General features: G+C 44.2%; 15 protein-coding genes. 5 read left to right on the top strand and 10 right to left on the bottom strand.

What is annotated here, in order from left to right; all coding sequences use genetic code 11:
- Positions 1-5: 5 nt before the first annotated feature.
- The 6 genes from OH456_RS09235 to gap form a co-directional block, all read right to left on the bottom strand.
- On the bottom strand, positions 6-1,880 hold the full coding sequence (locus OH456_RS09235) for a BCCT family transporter (RefSeq protein ID WP_006071311.1): 1,875 nt from the start codon (positions 1,878-1,880) through the stop codon (positions 6-8).
- 91 nt (positions 1,881-1,971) lie between these two features.
- Positions 1,972-2,337, bottom strand: a complete 366-nt coding sequence (locus tag OH456_RS09230) for a hypothetical protein (protein ID WP_006071310.1) — start codon at positions 2,335-2,337, stop codon at positions 1,972-1,974.
- A 142-nt stretch (positions 2,338-2,479) separates the two neighbouring features.
- Positions 2,480-3,430 carry a ChaN family lipoprotein gene (locus OH456_RS09225; protein WP_270033314.1) on the bottom strand — a complete coding sequence of 317 codons (951 nt, stop codon included), beginning with the start codon at positions 3,428-3,430 and terminating at the stop codon, positions 2,480-2,482.
- 104 nt (positions 3,431-3,534) lie between these two features.
- Positions 3,535-4,347, bottom strand: coding sequence for a 23S rRNA (guanine(745)-N(1))-methyltransferase (rlmA, locus tag OH456_RS09220; RefSeq protein WP_006071308.1), 813 nt, complete (start codon positions 4,345-4,347; stop codon positions 3,535-3,537).
- A gap of 70 nt (positions 4,348-4,417) precedes the next feature.
- Positions 4,418-5,302, bottom strand: coding sequence for a D-hexose-6-phosphate mutarotase (locus OH456_RS09215; RefSeq protein ID WP_270033313.1), 885 nt, complete (start codon positions 5,300-5,302; stop codon positions 4,418-4,420).
- Positions 5,303-5,446: 144 nt separating this feature from the next.
- On the bottom strand, positions 5,447-6,442 hold the full coding sequence (gap, locus tag OH456_RS09210) for a type I glyceraldehyde-3-phosphate dehydrogenase (protein WP_004748683.1): 996 nt from the start codon (positions 6,440-6,442) through the stop codon (positions 5,447-5,449).
- A gap of 362 nt (positions 6,443-6,804) precedes the next feature.
- Here gap and msrB point away from each other — a divergent pair, with 362 nt between their 5' ends.
- Entirely contained in the window at positions 6,805-7,206 is a 402-nt protein-coding gene (gene msrB / locus OH456_RS09205; protein WP_443088628.1) for a peptide-methionine (R)-S-oxide reductase MsrB, read from the top strand.
- A gap of 83 nt (positions 7,207-7,289) precedes the next feature.
- Here msrB and OH456_RS09200 read toward each other — a convergent pair whose 3' ends face one another.
- Entirely contained in the window at positions 7,290-8,105 is an 816-nt protein-coding gene (locus OH456_RS09200) for a DUF2989 domain-containing protein (protein ID WP_270033311.1), read from the bottom strand.
- 142 nt (positions 8,106-8,247) lie between these two features.
- Here OH456_RS09200 and OH456_RS09195 point away from each other — a divergent pair, with 142 nt between their 5' ends.
- The gene (locus OH456_RS09195) at positions 8,248-8,532 is read left to right on the top strand and encodes a YeaC family protein (protein ID WP_031494478.1); all 285 of its coding nucleotides are present in this window, start codon (positions 8,248-8,250) and stop codon (positions 8,530-8,532) included.
- A 38-nt stretch (positions 8,533-8,570) separates the two neighbouring features.
- On the opposite strand, the gene OH456_RS09190 is transcribed toward OH456_RS09195, so the two are convergent.
- Positions 8,571-10,130 (bottom strand): SulP family inorganic anion transporter, encoded by a 1,560-nt coding sequence (locus OH456_RS09190; protein ID WP_270033310.1) that lies wholly within the window; start codon positions 10,128-10,130, stop codon positions 8,571-8,573.
- Between the two features lie 327 nt (positions 10,131-10,457).
- Complete coding sequence (rne, locus tag OH456_RS09185) at positions 10,458-13,442, bottom strand: ribonuclease E (RefSeq protein ID WP_270033309.1); 2,985 nt, start codon at positions 13,440-13,442, stop codon at positions 10,458-10,460.
- Positions 13,443-14,059: 617 nt separating this feature from the next.
- On the opposite strand from rne, the gene rluC reads away from it, so the two are divergent.
- On the top strand, positions 14,060-15,007 hold the full coding sequence (rluC, locus tag OH456_RS09180; RefSeq protein ID WP_252038836.1) for a 23S rRNA pseudouridine(955/2504/2580) synthase RluC: 948 nt from the start codon (positions 14,060-14,062) through the stop codon (positions 15,005-15,007).
- Between the two features lie 57 nt (positions 15,008-15,064).
- On the opposite strand, the gene OH456_RS09175 is transcribed toward rluC, so the two are convergent.
- Entirely contained in the window at positions 15,065-15,649 is a 585-nt protein-coding gene (locus OH456_RS09175) for a Maf family protein (RefSeq protein ID WP_268666653.1), read from the bottom strand.
- A 135-nt stretch (positions 15,650-15,784) separates the two neighbouring features.
- On the opposite strand from OH456_RS09175, the gene yceD reads away from it, so the two are divergent.
- Positions 15,785-16,312, top strand: a complete 528-nt coding sequence (yceD, locus tag OH456_RS09170) for a 23S rRNA accumulation protein YceD (RefSeq protein WP_031493500.1) — start codon at positions 15,785-15,787, stop codon at positions 16,310-16,312.
- 43 nt (positions 16,313-16,355) lie between these two features.
- Positions 16,356-16,526, top strand: a complete 171-nt coding sequence (gene rpmF, locus OH456_RS09165) for a 50S ribosomal protein L32 (RefSeq protein WP_031493499.1) — start codon at positions 16,356-16,358, stop codon at positions 16,524-16,526.
- Positions 16,527-16,529 lie beyond the last annotated feature (3 nt).

Here is a 16,529-nt window from a genome sequence, read left to right as displayed (position 1 = left end):
TGCTATTAGCTTGCGGAACAAACCTCAGTAAACCTTATTCTCGCATCTTGTGCAGCTTGTGAGGACTGCTCTTTCGCGTTCTGAGCATCTGTGAGTAATTGAAGCTTCGCCTCTAAATCATCCAACAATTCTTGTGGAATCGCTTTACTGGTGTCATCGGCATGCTCTAACGCATAAGCGCGAATCTTTTTCTTAACTTTGAACAGGGCATGCAGCGCGGTACGTTCTTCATCTGCGGCAATTTGCGCAGCGTCACGACACTTTTCAAAATTAGCTAGTGCAACCCCTTCATTTGACCAAGGATCAAACTCTGGAAGTTCTTCAATGTTAATGGTTGGCTCTACATAATCTTCTTGGTGACGAATATCCAGCGTGGTGGCTTTGACCGCGGAAATCATCAGCATAACTGCGATACCGAGTAGGGGTAGACCGCCAACGATTGCGGCTGTTTGTAGTGTACTCAAACCACCTAAGAACATGAGAACAGCAGGCATAAAGCTCAAAGTGAAGGCCCAAAATAAGCGGTTCCAGCGCATTGGTTCCTGCGTTACGTCTTTTTGAACCACAGACGCCAAGATGTAGGAAATTGAGTCGAATGTTGTTGCTGTAAAGATGATACACAGCAATGTAAACAAAAGAATGATAAACCAAGCAAATGGTAGCTCTGACAACATAGAGAAGATGGCTTTTGTTGCACCAAACTCGTTCAAAATTGCGACAATATCAAGCTGCCCAGATAGTTGTAGTGATAGACCGTAGTTTCCTAAGATGATAAAAAACAGGAAGCAACCACATGAACCAAAGAACAATGAACCTGCGACCATCTGTTTAATTGTGCGACCGCGAGAAATGCGTGCAACAAACAAGCCCATACTTGGCGCGAACACTAACCACCACGCCCAGTAGAAAATGGTCCAATCTTGTGGGAAGTGAGTGTTGTCAAATGTACCGTAGCCACCGAATGGTTCCGCCCATGTCGCCATCACAAAGAAATTAGACATCATTCGACCGATGGAATCTAGACCCGTCTCCAGTATAAAAATAGTTGGACCCAAAACTAACACTAGAGCAAGAAGTAGCATCGCCCCCCAGAAGTTGATGTTACTGAGGATCTTAATGCCTTTTTCCATCCCCGCAAATGAAGAGTAGGCGAAAATCGCAGTACAGATGGCCAATACTCCGATTTGTGAATAGGTGTTTTGTGGTAGCCCGAATAAGACGCTCAAGCCCTCGCTGATAAGCGGGGCTGCAAGTCCTAATGTCGTCGCTGCACCACCTAATAGGCCGAAGATGAAAAGTACATCAATCAGTTTTCCGAGAGCACCATTTGTGTGTTTCTCGCCGATGACTGGAATCAATGCGCTGGATACTTTCAGTGCAGGTTGCTTACGTACGTAGAAGAAATAAGCGATAGGTAATGCAGGGATCAGATAGATGGCCCATGCAATCGGTCCCCAGTGGAAAATGCCATATGTTGCCGCCCAGCGAACCGCTTCTTCACTTCCTGCTTCTAGCTGAAATGGTGGCGCTTGATAATAATAAGCCCACTCAATACACCCCCAGTAGAGAATACTGGCACCGATACCGCCGCAAAACAGCATAGCGGCCCAAGAAGACGTTGCAAACTCTGGCGCTTCGTCAGGTTCGCCTAGTTTAATCTGGCCGATATCGCTAAAAATGATGAATATCATAAAAAAGAGGGCAGCGAGGCCAAGGGCGAGGTATAGGAAGCCAAACTTGTCGGTCATAATGAGCTTGGCTTGCCCGATGATTTTTGCACCTTGTTCAGGGAACATTATCAAGGGAATGATAACGCTCAGGAGCAATGTGATTGCGCCAAAGAAAGTTGGCTTATCAATCAGCTTGAAGTGTCGATTCATAAATTGTGATCATGCAGTTAAAGATGATCGATTATCAAGTGAATGCGGTTTCCACCTCAAACAGGATTATTTGTCGTTAGGATAAATACCGTTATGCCAAGGCTAATATCAAAGCACCAATGGTCACTGCTGCGGAGACATACTGACCCGCAGAGTAAGAACTATCTTCTTGTTTCTCTAAGTCATCTGGATGATCCATACCTAATGCGCCATGAGCAAAGGAGGTGACAGATTTACCCAAACTATCATCATCGTCTTTTGAGATATTCTCTTTATTGGCGTCTTTGCTCACTTCCTTTTCTAGCATTGCTTTAGCTTGAGGTGAGATGGATACACTATCTCCATTGCCTGTAGGCAAAGTGTTGCCGTTAGCAGTGGCACCTTCTGCTACTGTCTTAGTGGCCGTCGCAACAGGCGCGTTTGTATGGCTCATTAGGTTTGAATTGACGCTTTGCATAACTATCTCCATTAGCGCTATCAATCAATACATCGTCCAATGTGGCAAAAACTTTATAAAAGCTTCTATAAATGAGAGATTGATCGATGCTATTAACATGGACTAAGCAATTTGTGCGCCAATCATAACTTGTGTTGATGAGTTATTTACAAACCAGTGAGTCGTTACGCATTTTTAAGCTCTTATACGCCTTCATTCGGTTCTCATTTTTAACGTAACGTTTTGGTGGTGGTAGCACTTCCAATTGGTAGTCATCACTCGCACTAACAATGTCACTCACTGGCGTAATCACGACGATACTCAAGTCCGGGTTCAATTGCTGGATCTGCGCAGCGGTTCCTAATGCTTGCTCGGTATGAAATTTACCTGCGATGTGCATGACCTGAGAGTCAGGGTGTGCTGCCATATAGTTAACAATACTTTCTGCCATAGTCGCATCCCAGGCGAGTTGAGCAGCGTATTGTTTCTTCGTTTGTTCAATGTCACCGTGATGCATGGAGGCCATGAATTTTTCTTTGTATGGCGAACCTGATGTGTCTATCGTTGCTGCGACCAGAGAACGTTCTTGCTCATCCAGTTTATCTAAGTAGCCAACCCCTTGACGCCCAATACAGCGGACGATTGATTTTGGTGCGTTGCTGGCAATAATGTCGATATCTGAATTCTTGGCTAACTCAACGAGTGGGCGGTAGTCGCTTTCGTAATTTGGCCAAGCTCCTCCTTGTTTAATTAAGATCTGCTCACCAATTTGTGAAGCGAGATAGGCATCAACCACAGGCTGTTTGTCACGGGTAAACTGTTCCATAGAAAGCGCAGTGTCCGGATTTTTGTTAATGAGTTCTTTCAGAAGATCGGTTTGAAATCGATGAATGCCCGCATGGGTATGCCATTCCCCAACTAAGATAACATCGGCGTCCAATATCGCCTTAGGTAAAGCGCTTAGGCTGATTGATTCACCAGTAGGGCTGGCCAATTGGTAATCGTAAAATGAAGCGATACTTTCTGGTTTCGAAGCTTGGTATTCAGGTGAGTTTTTTGTCGTGGCACAACCCGATAGAAGGGCGAGTGATATGAGAATGGGTAATGCTTTCATAGTCTGTTCTCTCTATAAAAATAGCCTTCATCGGAAGGCTATCTTGGAACCGTAATGGTAATAGAGATTGAACGTGGACTCGATCTAATTGAAAATAAATCTCATTACATTTTACGGTAGGCTCGAATCAAGAAGTCGGCGTTACATTGAAACTCTTGTTGTGACTTGAGGTTCGACCTTACTTCGTCTGTCGCTTTCCAAGCAAATGGTGTCATTTGCAACAAGTCATACGCTTGTTGGCCACTAAGGTTCATTTCATAGTCTAGTTTAGATTCAGACAAAAGTTCGAAGCCTTCAATTTGCTCTGCCGTTTCATCATGTAAACGAACATCTTGATAGATCAACGCTCTAAGTTCATATAGATGGTGACTGCCTGGCGTTACGGTTAGCATGATCCCTTGATCTTCAATACAGCGAAGTAACTCATCGTGTTTACAAGGTGCGTAAATTCGAATCACCGCAGCTAGACTGTTTTCAGAGAAGGGCAGCTTATGGCTTGAGGCAACACAAAAGTTGACGTTTGGATAGCGTTTTGCGCCGTATCGAACCGCTACTTTGGAAATATCCAGTCCATGAAAATCTAACTTTTTGTTCTTTTCTGCTAGGTATTGCTGAAAAAAGCTAGTGTAATAACCTTCTCCACAGCCGATATCGAGAACTGTGCCTTGGTTTACGAGATTGGCTAGAGTCTCCGCAACTTGTTGACGCATAGGTGCGTATAAATCGTGCTCAAGAAAAGTACGTCGTGCCTGCATCATTTCTTTATTGTCGCCAGGATCTTTTGAGCGTTTGTGCTGCACAGGCATGAGATTGACATAACCTTCTTTTGCCAAGTCGAACTGGTGGTTGTTTTCGCAGCGAAAACTACGCTCATTAAGGGATAACGATTGCTGACAGAGCGGGCATTGATAGGACATAGGTTAGACTCGACGAAAATTTTCGTAAGTCTAACCATATCATGGGTTGGAAGCAATTAGCTCGGGCGATTTACTTTACCGAAAGAGTGGTTGCGAGCTGGTAAGTGTCACCAGGGTTAAGTTCCTGTCCTGCTTCTAGTGTCTTAGCGTGTAATGTGGACTCTATACAGAACATAGTTAAGTAGCCATCATCGTTCATGTCGCCCATCGACTTCGCACCTGCTTCCCAAGGATTCCAAAGGACTGCAGAATTGTCACCGTCATTAACGATGGAGAGTTGTCGATTGAATGCATTATCGTGAAGCACAATTTCTTTGTTTGGCTCGGTGTAAACACGATCGATAGTGTCGGTTAGAGACAGGATTTCGCCACCCTGACACACTTTACCTTCTTGTAGGCCGTCAATATAAGTTGGACCCATCCCAGTGACTTCCATGTTATGAATGTCACCGATGTTTAGGTAAGTATGCAGTGCACCTGAGAACTTCCATGCAGCCGAGTCGGTGTTGGTAACATTGAGAGTAGCAGTGAGTGTTTCAGATACTTCTACGTTTAAAACGAGTTGGAAGCGGTGTGGCCAAATTTCTCGTGTTTGGTCGTTGTCAGATAGCCCCAAGCTAACAATAACACCAGCGTCGTTTTCTCGGTGCTCGATTAGCGTCCAAGTGCTGTTGCGCGCAAAGCCATGAGCAGGGGTGGCAACACGGCCAAACCAGGGCCAGCAAATAGGTATACCACCTCGCAGTGCAGCTTTGTTATCGTAGACTGCGTCTTTGCTCATCCAAATCAACTCTTCTTGATTGGAGGGCTTAAACGAGATGATATGACCGCCATGAAGGGAAATCGCAGCATTTGCTTTAGGGTGGTTGATGCGAACGATCGTATTGTCGCCTAGCTTAGCAGTCGTTACGTAGTCAGAAAGTACAGTTAAAGCTGGTAGCGTAGACAAGTCCATAGATTGTAACTCCTAGGTGAGAGTTTCTGGTTCCTAGGGGAGGGTAATGTTTGACATTCCCAGGTGATATTGAACCCAGAAACAGATACAAAAAAGGCGACCCAATGAGTCGCCTTAATACAAATATTCAGCTAAAAACTTACATTACTTAGAGATGTGAGCGATTAGGTCTAGAACTTTGTTTGAGTAACCGATTTCGTTGTCGTACCAAGATACTACTTTAACGAAGTTGTCAGTTAGAGCGATACCAGCTTTAGCATCGAATACTGAAGTTTGAACTTCACCGATGAAGTCTTGAGAAACAACTTGGTCTTCAGTGTAACCTAGAACACCTTTAAGAGCGCCTTCAGATGCTGCTTTCATAGCTGCACAGATAGCTTCGTAAGATGCACCGTTCTTAAGGTTAACAGTTAGGTCAACTACAGAAACGTTAGCAGTTGGTACGCGGAAAGCCATACCAGTTAGTTTGCCGTTTAGTTCTGGAAGAACAACGCCTACAGCTTTAGCAGCACCAGTTGAAGATGGGATGATGTTCTGAGAAGCACCACGACCACCGCGCCAGTCTTTAGCAGAAGGACCGTCTACAGTTTTTTGAGTAGCTGTAGTAGCGTGAACTGTAGTCATAAGACCAGATTCGATACCGAACTCGTCGTTAAGAACTTTAGCGATAGGCGCTAGACAGTTAGTAGTACAAGAAGCGTTAGAAACGATGTCTTGACCAGCGTAAGTGTCTTGGTTAACACCCATTACGAACATTGGAGTAGCGTCTTTAGAAGGACCAGTTAGAACAACTTTCTTCGCGCCAGCAGTGATGTGCTTACGTGCAGTCTCGTCAGTTAGGAAAAGACCAGTTGCTTCTGCTACTACGTCAACATCGATAGCATCCCATTTTAGATCTTCTGGGTTGCGCTCTGCAGTTACACGTACAGTTTTGCCGTTAACGATTAGGTTACCGCCTTCAACTTCAACAGTACCGTTGAAACGGCCGTGAGTTGAATCGTACTTAAGCATGTATGCCATGTACTCAACGTCGATTAGATCGTTGATACCTACTACTTCGATGTCGTTGCGCTCTTGCGCTGCACGAAATACGAAACGACCGATACGGCCAAAACCGTTAATACCTACTTTGATAGTCATTATAGTTGCTCCACAACTTAATTTCTGTTTAAAGATAACTGGTAGTAAAATTACAGAATCCAGTCACTAACTTCAATAGATAATCGGAATTAATTTGTTTAAAGTCAAAAAAAAGTGTCGCTTTTCTTAACATTCGGTATTAAATGACGTTTTTTTGAACTTTGATAGAGACTCTGTAATAGTTTTAGTTATGTATTTAACCTTGTAAGCAAGGTAAGTTAACATAACTGATACAGCTTGGTTGGAAATTGACAACAATGTGCTACAACCAAGTTTGCTATACGTATGATATATAGCGTGTATAAAATGTAGACAATAAAAAAGGGAGTGTAAAGGTCGTGAGTGGTGAAAATAAAAACGCGATGAAGCCCGATGATTACTGGCGTGAGACCCTAAATGATGAACAGTACCGTGTGTGCCGACAGCAGGGTACTGAAGCGCCTTTTAGTGGTACTCTACTACACAACCGTGATACTGGCTTATACCATTGTACTTGCTGTTCAGCGCCACTTTTTCATTCTGAAAGCAAGTATGATTCAGGCTGTGGATGGCCTAGTTTTGATGCACCGGTCGATCAAGAAGCCATTCGATTTTTAGAAGATCTAAGTCATGGTATGCAGCGAATAGAGATTAGATGTAAGGCATGTGATAGCCATTTAGGCCATGTTTTTGAAGATGGTCCTAAAACAACGGGGCAAAGGTATTGTGTCAATTCTGTGTCGTTAATTTTCAACAAAAGTGAAAGTAGTGATGTATCTGACTGATTCTATGTACCATTCTTTCATTTTGTAGAGATAAAAACGGGCGCCATTGTGGAGCCCGTTTTTATTTTCAATAATTTAGTAAACTATTGAAGCACCAAGTCTCTCGTATAGCTTCCGTTATCAATGGCTTTCGCGACAATTTTTGCTTGCTCGTTGAGAGAGCGATAGTCTTCTTCTGCTAACCCAAAAAGCAATCTAAGTTCGTTGTCTGAAGCGATGGGGACGTCAAACTCTTTGCCAACCATCGCCCAAAGATAGGATTGCTTTGGGAGGTCTAGGTTTTGAGTCACGCTTGCTAAAGACTTAATCACTTCTTTGTTGACGTATTTTCCACCTGCCGAAAGCTCTAGAGAGCGATTTAATAGTTGATAGGTTTTTTGCTTATCCCGTGAAATATAATAGGTGGCGAGAGCATATTGCATGGAAGAGGTGTCAAGTACGCCGGTATTTTCCATGGCTAAAAAGCGACGTTTTGCTGCTTGGCTTCCCGTTTCGCTCCATAGAAAATAGAGCGTTTCTGGCGAAGTAGAGCTCGCTAAATCTCGAGTGATTCGTTCTTGTTCTTCTATCGAATACATTAGAGCATTAAATCTTTTTGTTTTGAGGTCGGCCTGTTCAATTGGCTGAATTTGCGATGCTAACTCTAGACACTTTCGATATTCCTTGAGCAGGTGATAGTCTTTGACTTGATTCTTTTCACTAGGGTCGTCAAGCATCTCATAGCGATGCCAAATAAGGTCTGTTCTCGCGATTCGGCATTGACCATCGTTTATGTTTAATGAAGAACAGTTCAAACTGGGTTCGCTTTCGCAGAGCTGATCTGTGTTCTTGCGAGTTTCAAAACAGCCGGATAAAAGTGAAGTGGCTACTAAGGCGGATAGGAGATAAGGTAATTTCATTCTACTACTTGTGATCAATTACACTGATTTGTCGTACTCAACTTGACTCAGTGTATCATCACGTTATGGTTCGAGTAACGAATTAACCTCTCAGAACCGAAATTTAGCAGGTCTGAAAGTTCAAGCAAAAAGAAGGTTCATTATGGACGTAGAACAACTCTTAGAAGCCATGACTCCGGATGTTTATGAGAGACTTCTGTATGCCACTGAAACTGGTCGCTGGCCAGAAGGTAGTAGATTATCTCAAGATCAAAGAGACTCTTGTATGCAAGCGGTAATGCTTTATCAATCGAAGCATAACGTAGACCCTCAGCATATGTCGGTCGCCGCAGGGGGCGAAATTAGCTTCAAAAGCAAAGCAGAGCTAAAAAAACAGTTCAGTGCAGAACAGCAAGACATAATGAGAGTTAAAGTGAGCAACGAATAAAAAAAGGGGCGATGAGCCCCTTTTTATTTTGCTTTCTGTTATCCAGCAAGTACGTCAGTTGCAACTTTGTAGCTCGGATCTTCTTTCACATTGATTTCGACTAAGCTGCCCGCCTTTTGTAATAGTGCGCGGCAGTCAGGACTTAAGTGTCTCAAGTGAAGCGTTTTACCCACTGCTGCATAACGTTCCGCTAACGTCTCGATAGCTTCTATAGCTGAGTGGTCTGTAACGCGCGAGTTGGCAAAATCAACGATGACATCGGCTGGGTCGTTCTTCGCATCAAACAACTCTAGGAAGTTCGCAGCAGAGCCGAAGAAGATAGGTCCGTTAACTTGGTACTCTTTAGAGCCTTCAGCATTAACGCTGCTACTTGCGTAGATGTGTTTCGCGTGTTCCCAAGCGAACATAAGCGCAGAGACTACAACACCCACAGCAACCGCTACAGCAAGGTCAGTAAGAACGGTAACTACCGTAACCAGCACAATGACAAAGAAATCTTGTTTAGGTACACGGCGTGCAAGCTTAAAGGTCGCCCATTCGAACGTCCCAATCACAACCATAAACATTACGCCTACTAGTGCGGCTAACGGAATCATTTCGATAAGTGCTGCTGCAAAAAGAATAAACATTAGTAGTGCAACGGCTGCAACGATACCTGACAAGCGGCCACGACCACCAGAGTTCACGTTGATCATTGACTGGCCGATCATGGCACAGCCACCCATCGCGCCAAACACCGAACAGGTTACGTTTGCTAGACCTTGACCTACACATTCACGGTTAGATTGACCACGTGTATTGGTCATTTCATCAAGTACGGTCAGTGTTAATAGTGACTCGATTAAGCCGATTGCGGCCAAAATAATAGCGTATGGCAGAATGATCTGTAGGGTTTCAAGCGTCAATGGAACCGCTGGGATGGAGAACTCTGGTAGAGAGCCCGCCAACGTTGCGTTCATATCACCTGACATAGAGCGCAGAAAATCGACAACAGTGCGTGTATCCAAACCAAGACCCTGAACCAATAAGGTAACAGTCACGATAGCAACTAACGATGATGGAACAGCGGTAGTTAGTTTAGGTAGAAAGTGAATAATACCCATAGTCAACGCAACTAATCCAAGCATCAGTATCATTTGATCTTGGGGTAGCCAAGTTAAGGCACCTGAAAGGTCAGGGGCTTTAAATTGTCCAAGCTGTGCTAAGAAGATAACGATCGCAAGGCCGTTAACGAAGCCGATCATAACAGGGTGGGGTACCATGCGAATGAATTTCCCCAATTTAAATAAACCTGCACTGATTTGTAACAGGCCTGCAAGCATAATAGCGGCAAAGAGATATTGTACTCCGTGAGTCGCTACCAGACTGACCATTACTACAGCCATTGCGCCTGTAGCGCCAGAGATCATGCCAGGACGGCCACCGAAGATAGAAGTGACTAAACCGACGATAAAGGCGGCGTATAGGCCAACCATTGGGTCAACACCGGCAACGAACGCAAAAGCAACCGCTTCTGGCACTAATGCCAATGCAACTGTAAGGCCGGATAGAACATCGTTTTTTACCGAGTGCTTGGAAAACTGTGGAAATTCAAACATGTAATTGTGCTTACTTATGTTGTTGGATTTATATGGATTTCATTCAGCGCAAATTGAGACGTTCAAAGTGTAGAATTACTATATGAATAGCATAGGTGAAAATGATTCGTCGTCATTATCCATTTTCTATATGACATAGATATGGCGCATTGTTGATGAAATAATCAAAGCTCGGCATGCTACCGAAATGTGAACAAAACTTCAATATTGAAAGAAAGTGTTTCGATACTAAGTGGCATCTTTATGCCTACGATTTTCGCCAACGATTCTCTAATAATAAAAAAGGCTGCGATATTCGCAGCCTTTTAAAGTTTTCCTTTCTACGTATTAGTAGTTAGGTTTTGTCATTACTGCTGACGCAGAGTTAGTGGCAACTTGGCTGCCCGCACCTTTCTGTTGGTAGCGCTCAGCTTTAACAGGCGCAGCGTTGATGATAATTTCACCAAGTTCTTGCTTGCCCTCAGCTTTAGCCATTGGTGCACTCGCGTGGCCTTTGAAGCTAACAACCGCTTTCTCTACAACAGGGGTTACTGGAGTAGGTTCCACGATAGTAGGTTGCTCTTCAACCACTGCATTTTCAGCTACTGAGATTTCAACCATAGGCTCGGTTTCAACAACGGCTTCTGTAGCTGGCTCAACGATTGCTGTTGCAACTTCTGCAACTGGTTCTGCAACTTCTGCAACTAGTTCTGCAACAACTTGAACTGGCTCAACTACAGCTTCAACGACCGTTTGCTCAACCTTTGGTTCTGTTACAACAGGTGCTTCAATAGCTTCTGGCTTACGCATTACGATAACCTTACCCATTGCCATCTCCGGCATAGCAACACCTGTGGTTGTGACTAGCTCTTTAACTTCCGCTTCAGGTTTCGCTTTCGCCTTAGGTTTCACAATGCCATAGCTCGGCATTACTTTACCCATTGCCATTTCAGGAGAAGCTACACCACCCTTGCGTAGGCGGAATGGGTTAGGGCGACGATCGCGACCACGACGACGACGTTGACCACTTGCACGTAAGTGACGAGGAGAGCGACGGTTACGACGTTGTTTGCCTTCCTCTTTCGCTGGAGCTTCTGTTGCTGCTTCAGGTGCTTGAGGCTTTTCTACTGCAGTTTGAGCTGTCTCAACAGACGCAACCTGAGTTGCTTGCTCTTCTTGTTGTGCTTTTTGATCTTTTACGCGCACTTGCTTAGAAAGCTTACGACGCTGACGACGCTCTTTAACTTTCGCCGCTTTTTCTTCAGAACGAGGTGCTTTTTTCTCAGCTTGAACATCAGCTGCGATTTGTTGACCTTGCTCTTCTACTTTTGATTTGCCGCTTTCTTCATCGCGTTTTTTATTACGACGGTCTTGCTGCTTACCGCGACGATTCTGCTGTTTGCGCGATTCTTGAGTATTGTCTTTAGACTCTTTCTCTTCGTCACGAGCAGGTTTGTTACGGCGATTCTTGTTACGATCATTATCGCGAGAATCTTTACTATTACGGCGACGTTGGTCGTTGTTTCGATTACGACGCTGTCTGCCGTTGCGATTCTTAGGTGCTTCTTCTTTCTTCTCTGGTTCTTTCTTAGGCTCTTCATTTGAAGAGAAAAGTGAACCAATAGCAGAAAGGATGCGAGAAATCAGACCAGGCTGCTTCTCTTCTTTTTTCACTTCTACCTTGGCAGGCTTACTAGGCTTAGGCGCTGGAGTCGGGGCGTTTTGAGTAGGTGTCGCAAAACCTTGCAGTGCAGGTTGCTCAATCTTACGCGGCTTAGCTTCGACTTCGGCTTCCTTAGCTTCAGCCTCTTTGAGTGCTTCTAGCTTTTTAGGTAGCAAGTATGACAACAGGTCTTGTTCCTCACCTTCACGAACACGAATTACCTCAAAATGAGGCGTTTCCATATCAGAATCAGGAACAATAGTGATCTTAACTTCTTGTACGCGCTCAATGTGGTTAATGGAGCGACGCTTTTCGTTTAGTAGGTAAGAAGCAATTGGCACTGGCACGATGGCAAGAGCTTGAGACGTGTTGTCTTTTAAGGCTTCTTCTTCGATGAGACGAAGTACTGATAGCGCTAATGACTCGTTATCACGCACCACACCAGTACCAGTACAACGCGGGCAAATGTGATGACTTGCTTCAGCCAAAGATGGGCTCAAGCGTTGACGAGACATTTCTAGTAGACCAAAACGAGAAATACGACCTATTTGGACACGGGCGCGATCAATTCGTACTGCCTCGCGCAGACGGTTCTCAACCTCACGTTGGTGACGTACAGGAGTCATATCAATAAAGTCGATAACAACTAAGCCACCTAGGTCGCGAAGACGCAGCTGACGAGCAATTTCATCTGCTGCTTCAAGGTTAGTATTCAGTGCAGTTTCTTCGATATCGCTGCCTTTGGTAGCGCGGGCAGAGTTGATATCGATAGAAGTAAGTGCTTCAGTTGGGTCAATAACGATAGATCCACCAGATGGAAGCCTCACTTCTCGCTGGAACGCTGACTCGATCTGGCTTTCAATCTGATAGTGACTAAATAGCGGTACTTCACCTTCGTATTTCTTCACTCGGTTCACAAAGTCTGGGCGAACCAATTGAATGTGCTGGCGAGCACGCTCGTAGATGGTGTTGCTATCAATCAAGATCTCGCCGATATCGCGACGTAGGTAGTCACGAAGTGCACGAACGATAACGTTACTTTCTTGATGGATTAAGAACGGGGCAGGGTTTTGGTCTGCTGCACCCTTAATGTTTTCCCAGTTGTTTAGGAGGAAACGCAAATCCCACTCAAGCTCTTCGGCACTTTTGCCTACGCCCGCAGTACGAACGATTAGGCCCATACCTTGCGGTAGTTCTAGAGTGCTCAGCGCGGCTTTTAGTTCTGTACGCTCTTCACCTTCAATGCGGCGAGAAATACCGCCAGCGCGAGGGTTGTTAGGCATTAGTACTAAGTAGCTACCTGCTAGAGAGATAAAGGTTGTCAATGCAGCACCTTTGCTACCGCGTTCTTCTTTCTCAACTTGCACGATCACTTCTTGGCCTTCGCTCAAGACATCTTTGATGCTTGGGCGACCTTGGTAGGTGTAGCCTTCAGGGAAGTATTCGCGTGCAATTTCTTTGAGAGGGAGGAAACCGTGGCGTTCGGCACCGTAGTCAACAAAAGCGGCCTCTAGGCTAGGCTCAACTCGAGTGATACGTCCTTTGTAGATATTCGCTTTTTTAGATTCGTGACCTGGACTTTCGATATCAAGATCGAATAGTCGCTGGCCATCGACCAAAGCGACACGCAACTCTTCTTTTTGAGTTGCGTTGATTAACATTCTTTTCATTACAGAAATTCTCGTTGTATTTTCTTTGTTTTCATCATTGCTCTTGTCACAGTTTTCGTAAGTCGTGGTGCCGGATCCCATGGCTTTGTAAAATGCAGCCTCCCGGCTGGAAGGGATGCTCTTGGGCACTACAGTCTTCACACAGAACTTTCGCTGTGTGCTCCGCATATGTGGCGGTGATACTCAACACGATTACGTGAGTAGGTGACAAGGAAGTCTTAGCGATCAACGTCTTATGCCAGTTGCTGCGTCTCAAAACTAAGCGTTCTACTCATAGTTAAAATTGCTCAAAGATAATATCGACAAATCATAAATCGATTTTAATTACCTATTGCAGCTGTGAACTATAGCAGCGCAGCGAATTATCAGCAATCAGCTTTAGTATAAACCACAGAAAAAATTCTGATTATGCCTAGTCAATGTACGTTTAATGTGCTGATTTTAAGCAATAATATCTCAGGGCGTGTAAAAGCTGGTTCAAACTGGTTGATTTCTATCCACAGCTTGTTCAGACAATGGCTAAGAGCGTGTTGTTGATGGTTTTTCCACTATCTCATCGACAAAATTACCAATAGAAAGCGTTATTTTCTTGCAGCTTTGAATGTTATAATAGCGAAATGAGTGAAATTAGAACTAAAGTCCAATTTGTCGATATTGACGACGATATGGCTGGTCAGCGCATCGATAACTTTTTGCGCAACCAATTGAAAAACATCCCTAAGAGTGTTGTGTACCGAATCGTGCGCAAGGGTGAGGTACGTGTAAACAAAAAGCGTGTCAAAGCGGAATACAAGCTTCAAGCAGGGGATAGCGTACGTATACCTCCTGTTACAATAGAAGAGAAGCAAGAAGAAGCACCAATCAGCACAAAATTGAATAAAGTGGTAGAGCTTGAGTCACAAATTATCTATGAAGACGACCACATGCTGATCTTAAATAAGCCATCTGGAATAGCGGTTCATGGTGGTAGTGGTTTGAAGTTTGGTGCGATTGAAGCTCTAAGAGCATTACGGCCACAAGCACGCTTCTTAGAATTAGTTCACCGTATAGATCGCGATACTTCAGGTATTCTTTTAGTTGCGAAGAAGCGATCTGCTTTGCGTCATTTGCAAGCTCAGTTTCGTGAGAAAACGGTACAGAAGTATTACTTTGCCCTAGTAATGGGCAAATGGAAGCCTAGTTGTCGAGTAGTAAAAGCGCCGCTGCTAAAGAATGAAGTGAATAGTATTGTTAGGGTTAACCCTAATGGTAAACCTTCAGAAACTCGCTTCAAGGTACTAGAGTCGTTTGAGCAGGCAACACTGATTCAAGCAAGCCCAATTACTGGGCGTACTCATCAAATTCGAGTCCATACACAGTACACAGGCCATCCGATAGCATGGGATGATCGCTATGGTGATCGCCGATTTGATGCTTATACAGCGAAAGTGGGTCTAGACCGTTTGTTCCTGCATGCGGCAAACATTGTCTTCACGCACCCAGCGAATGATGAAAAAATGGAAATACATGCTGAGATGGAACCAAAGTTGCAGCAAGCGATTAAAAAACTAAAAGCAGGCGTGTAGCTTGACAGCTGTAACTAAAACGGAGTGCTTCGATCCAGATGCACTCCGTTTTTGTTTTTAAGCTAGTGGAGAAATGCCTTGTTTCGCTAAGAGAGTGACAAGGTCAATGAGAGGTAGTCCGACTAAAGTATTTGGATCTTTACCATTGAGTTGACTAAATAACGTGATACCGAGCCCTTCGCTCTTAAAACTTCCGGCACAGTATAGTGGTTGTTCCATATCGACATAATGCTCGATTTGGGTGGTCGTTAACTTTCGAAACGTCACATCAAAGGTATCAATAACGGACTCCGATTGCTGAGTCTTGGTGTTGTAGACTGCCAGTCCAGTATAGAATCGAACAGTTTTTCCACTTTGCTGCTGGAGCTGGCGTATCGCATTGCTGCGAGTCAACGGTTTGCCGATGATATTGCCATCGATGACGCAAACTTGATCGCTGCCGATAATGACGGCGTCTTTTTCGTTCCTTAGTGCACTCGCTTTTTCCAATGCAAGCCGCTGAACGAGCTCTGTTGCCGTTTCGTGCTCTTGTGCAGTTTCTTCAACGTTTGGGGCAATGGCTTCAAAGTCGATACCTAATTTGGATAGAAGCTCCGCACGGTACGGAGACGTTGAGGCTAAAATGAGTCGAATTGTTTTCATTTTGGGACAGTTTTTCTTATCATAATTGCAGATTCTAGACATAATGTTAGATTCTTAATCTGTAGGCAAAAAAAGTACAACTTTTTAGCCTTTTTCTTTGACTAAATCCGTTTTGGAAGATAATATTCGCGCCCTATGCAAAAGGTAAAAATACCGCGAACTGTTGACCCGGGTAAGACAGCACAGAAAAGATTGGACTTTGATGGCATCATCCAAGTAAGTCTTTTTAAGCGTCTGAGCGAGTCAGTTAGTAGCGTAAAACGCGATGCTGAAGTGACATTGTCCTTTGGGCATGATGAACAGCGACTCGTTGTTATCTCTGGTAAAGCTAACATCGAAGTTGATTTGGAATGTCAGCGTTGTAATGAGATTTTCACACACCTGTGTGAAGTCCAATTCACTTACACTCCTTACTATAGTGAGAAAAGTGAAGAGGATGCACCGGAAGATTACGATTTGGTAGATCTTAATGAGTACGGTGAGGTCGATCTCATACAATTAGTTGAAGACGAGTTCATCTTAAACCTGCCTCAAGTCGCAATGCACGATATAGCAGATTGTAGCGTTGACTCAAACAACATGGTTTTTGGAGATATTCCGGAAGAGGTTCCAGAAGATAAGCCAAATCCATTTGATGTTTTAAAGAGCTTAAAGCGTGAGTAACACAGTTACTGACGTTTAAATTACTAACATAGGAGTAGGGTCCATGGCCGTACAAAAAAGCAAGAAGTCACGTTCTATGCGTGGCATGCGTCGTTCACATGATGCGCTAACTTCAGCTGCACTATCTGTAGACGCAACTTCAGGTGAAACTCACCTACGTCACAATGTGACTGCTGACGGTTACTACCGTGGCAAAAAGGTTATCAACAAGTAAGGT

It is taken from the genome of Vibrio sp. La 4.2.2 (genome assembly GCF_027586995.1).
Classification (GTDB): Bacteria; Pseudomonadota; Gammaproteobacteria; order Enterobacterales; family Vibrionaceae; genus Vibrio; species Vibrio mediterranei.
Note: the sequence above shows the minus strand (reverse complement) of the source record. Positions and strands in the feature narration are given on the sequence as shown.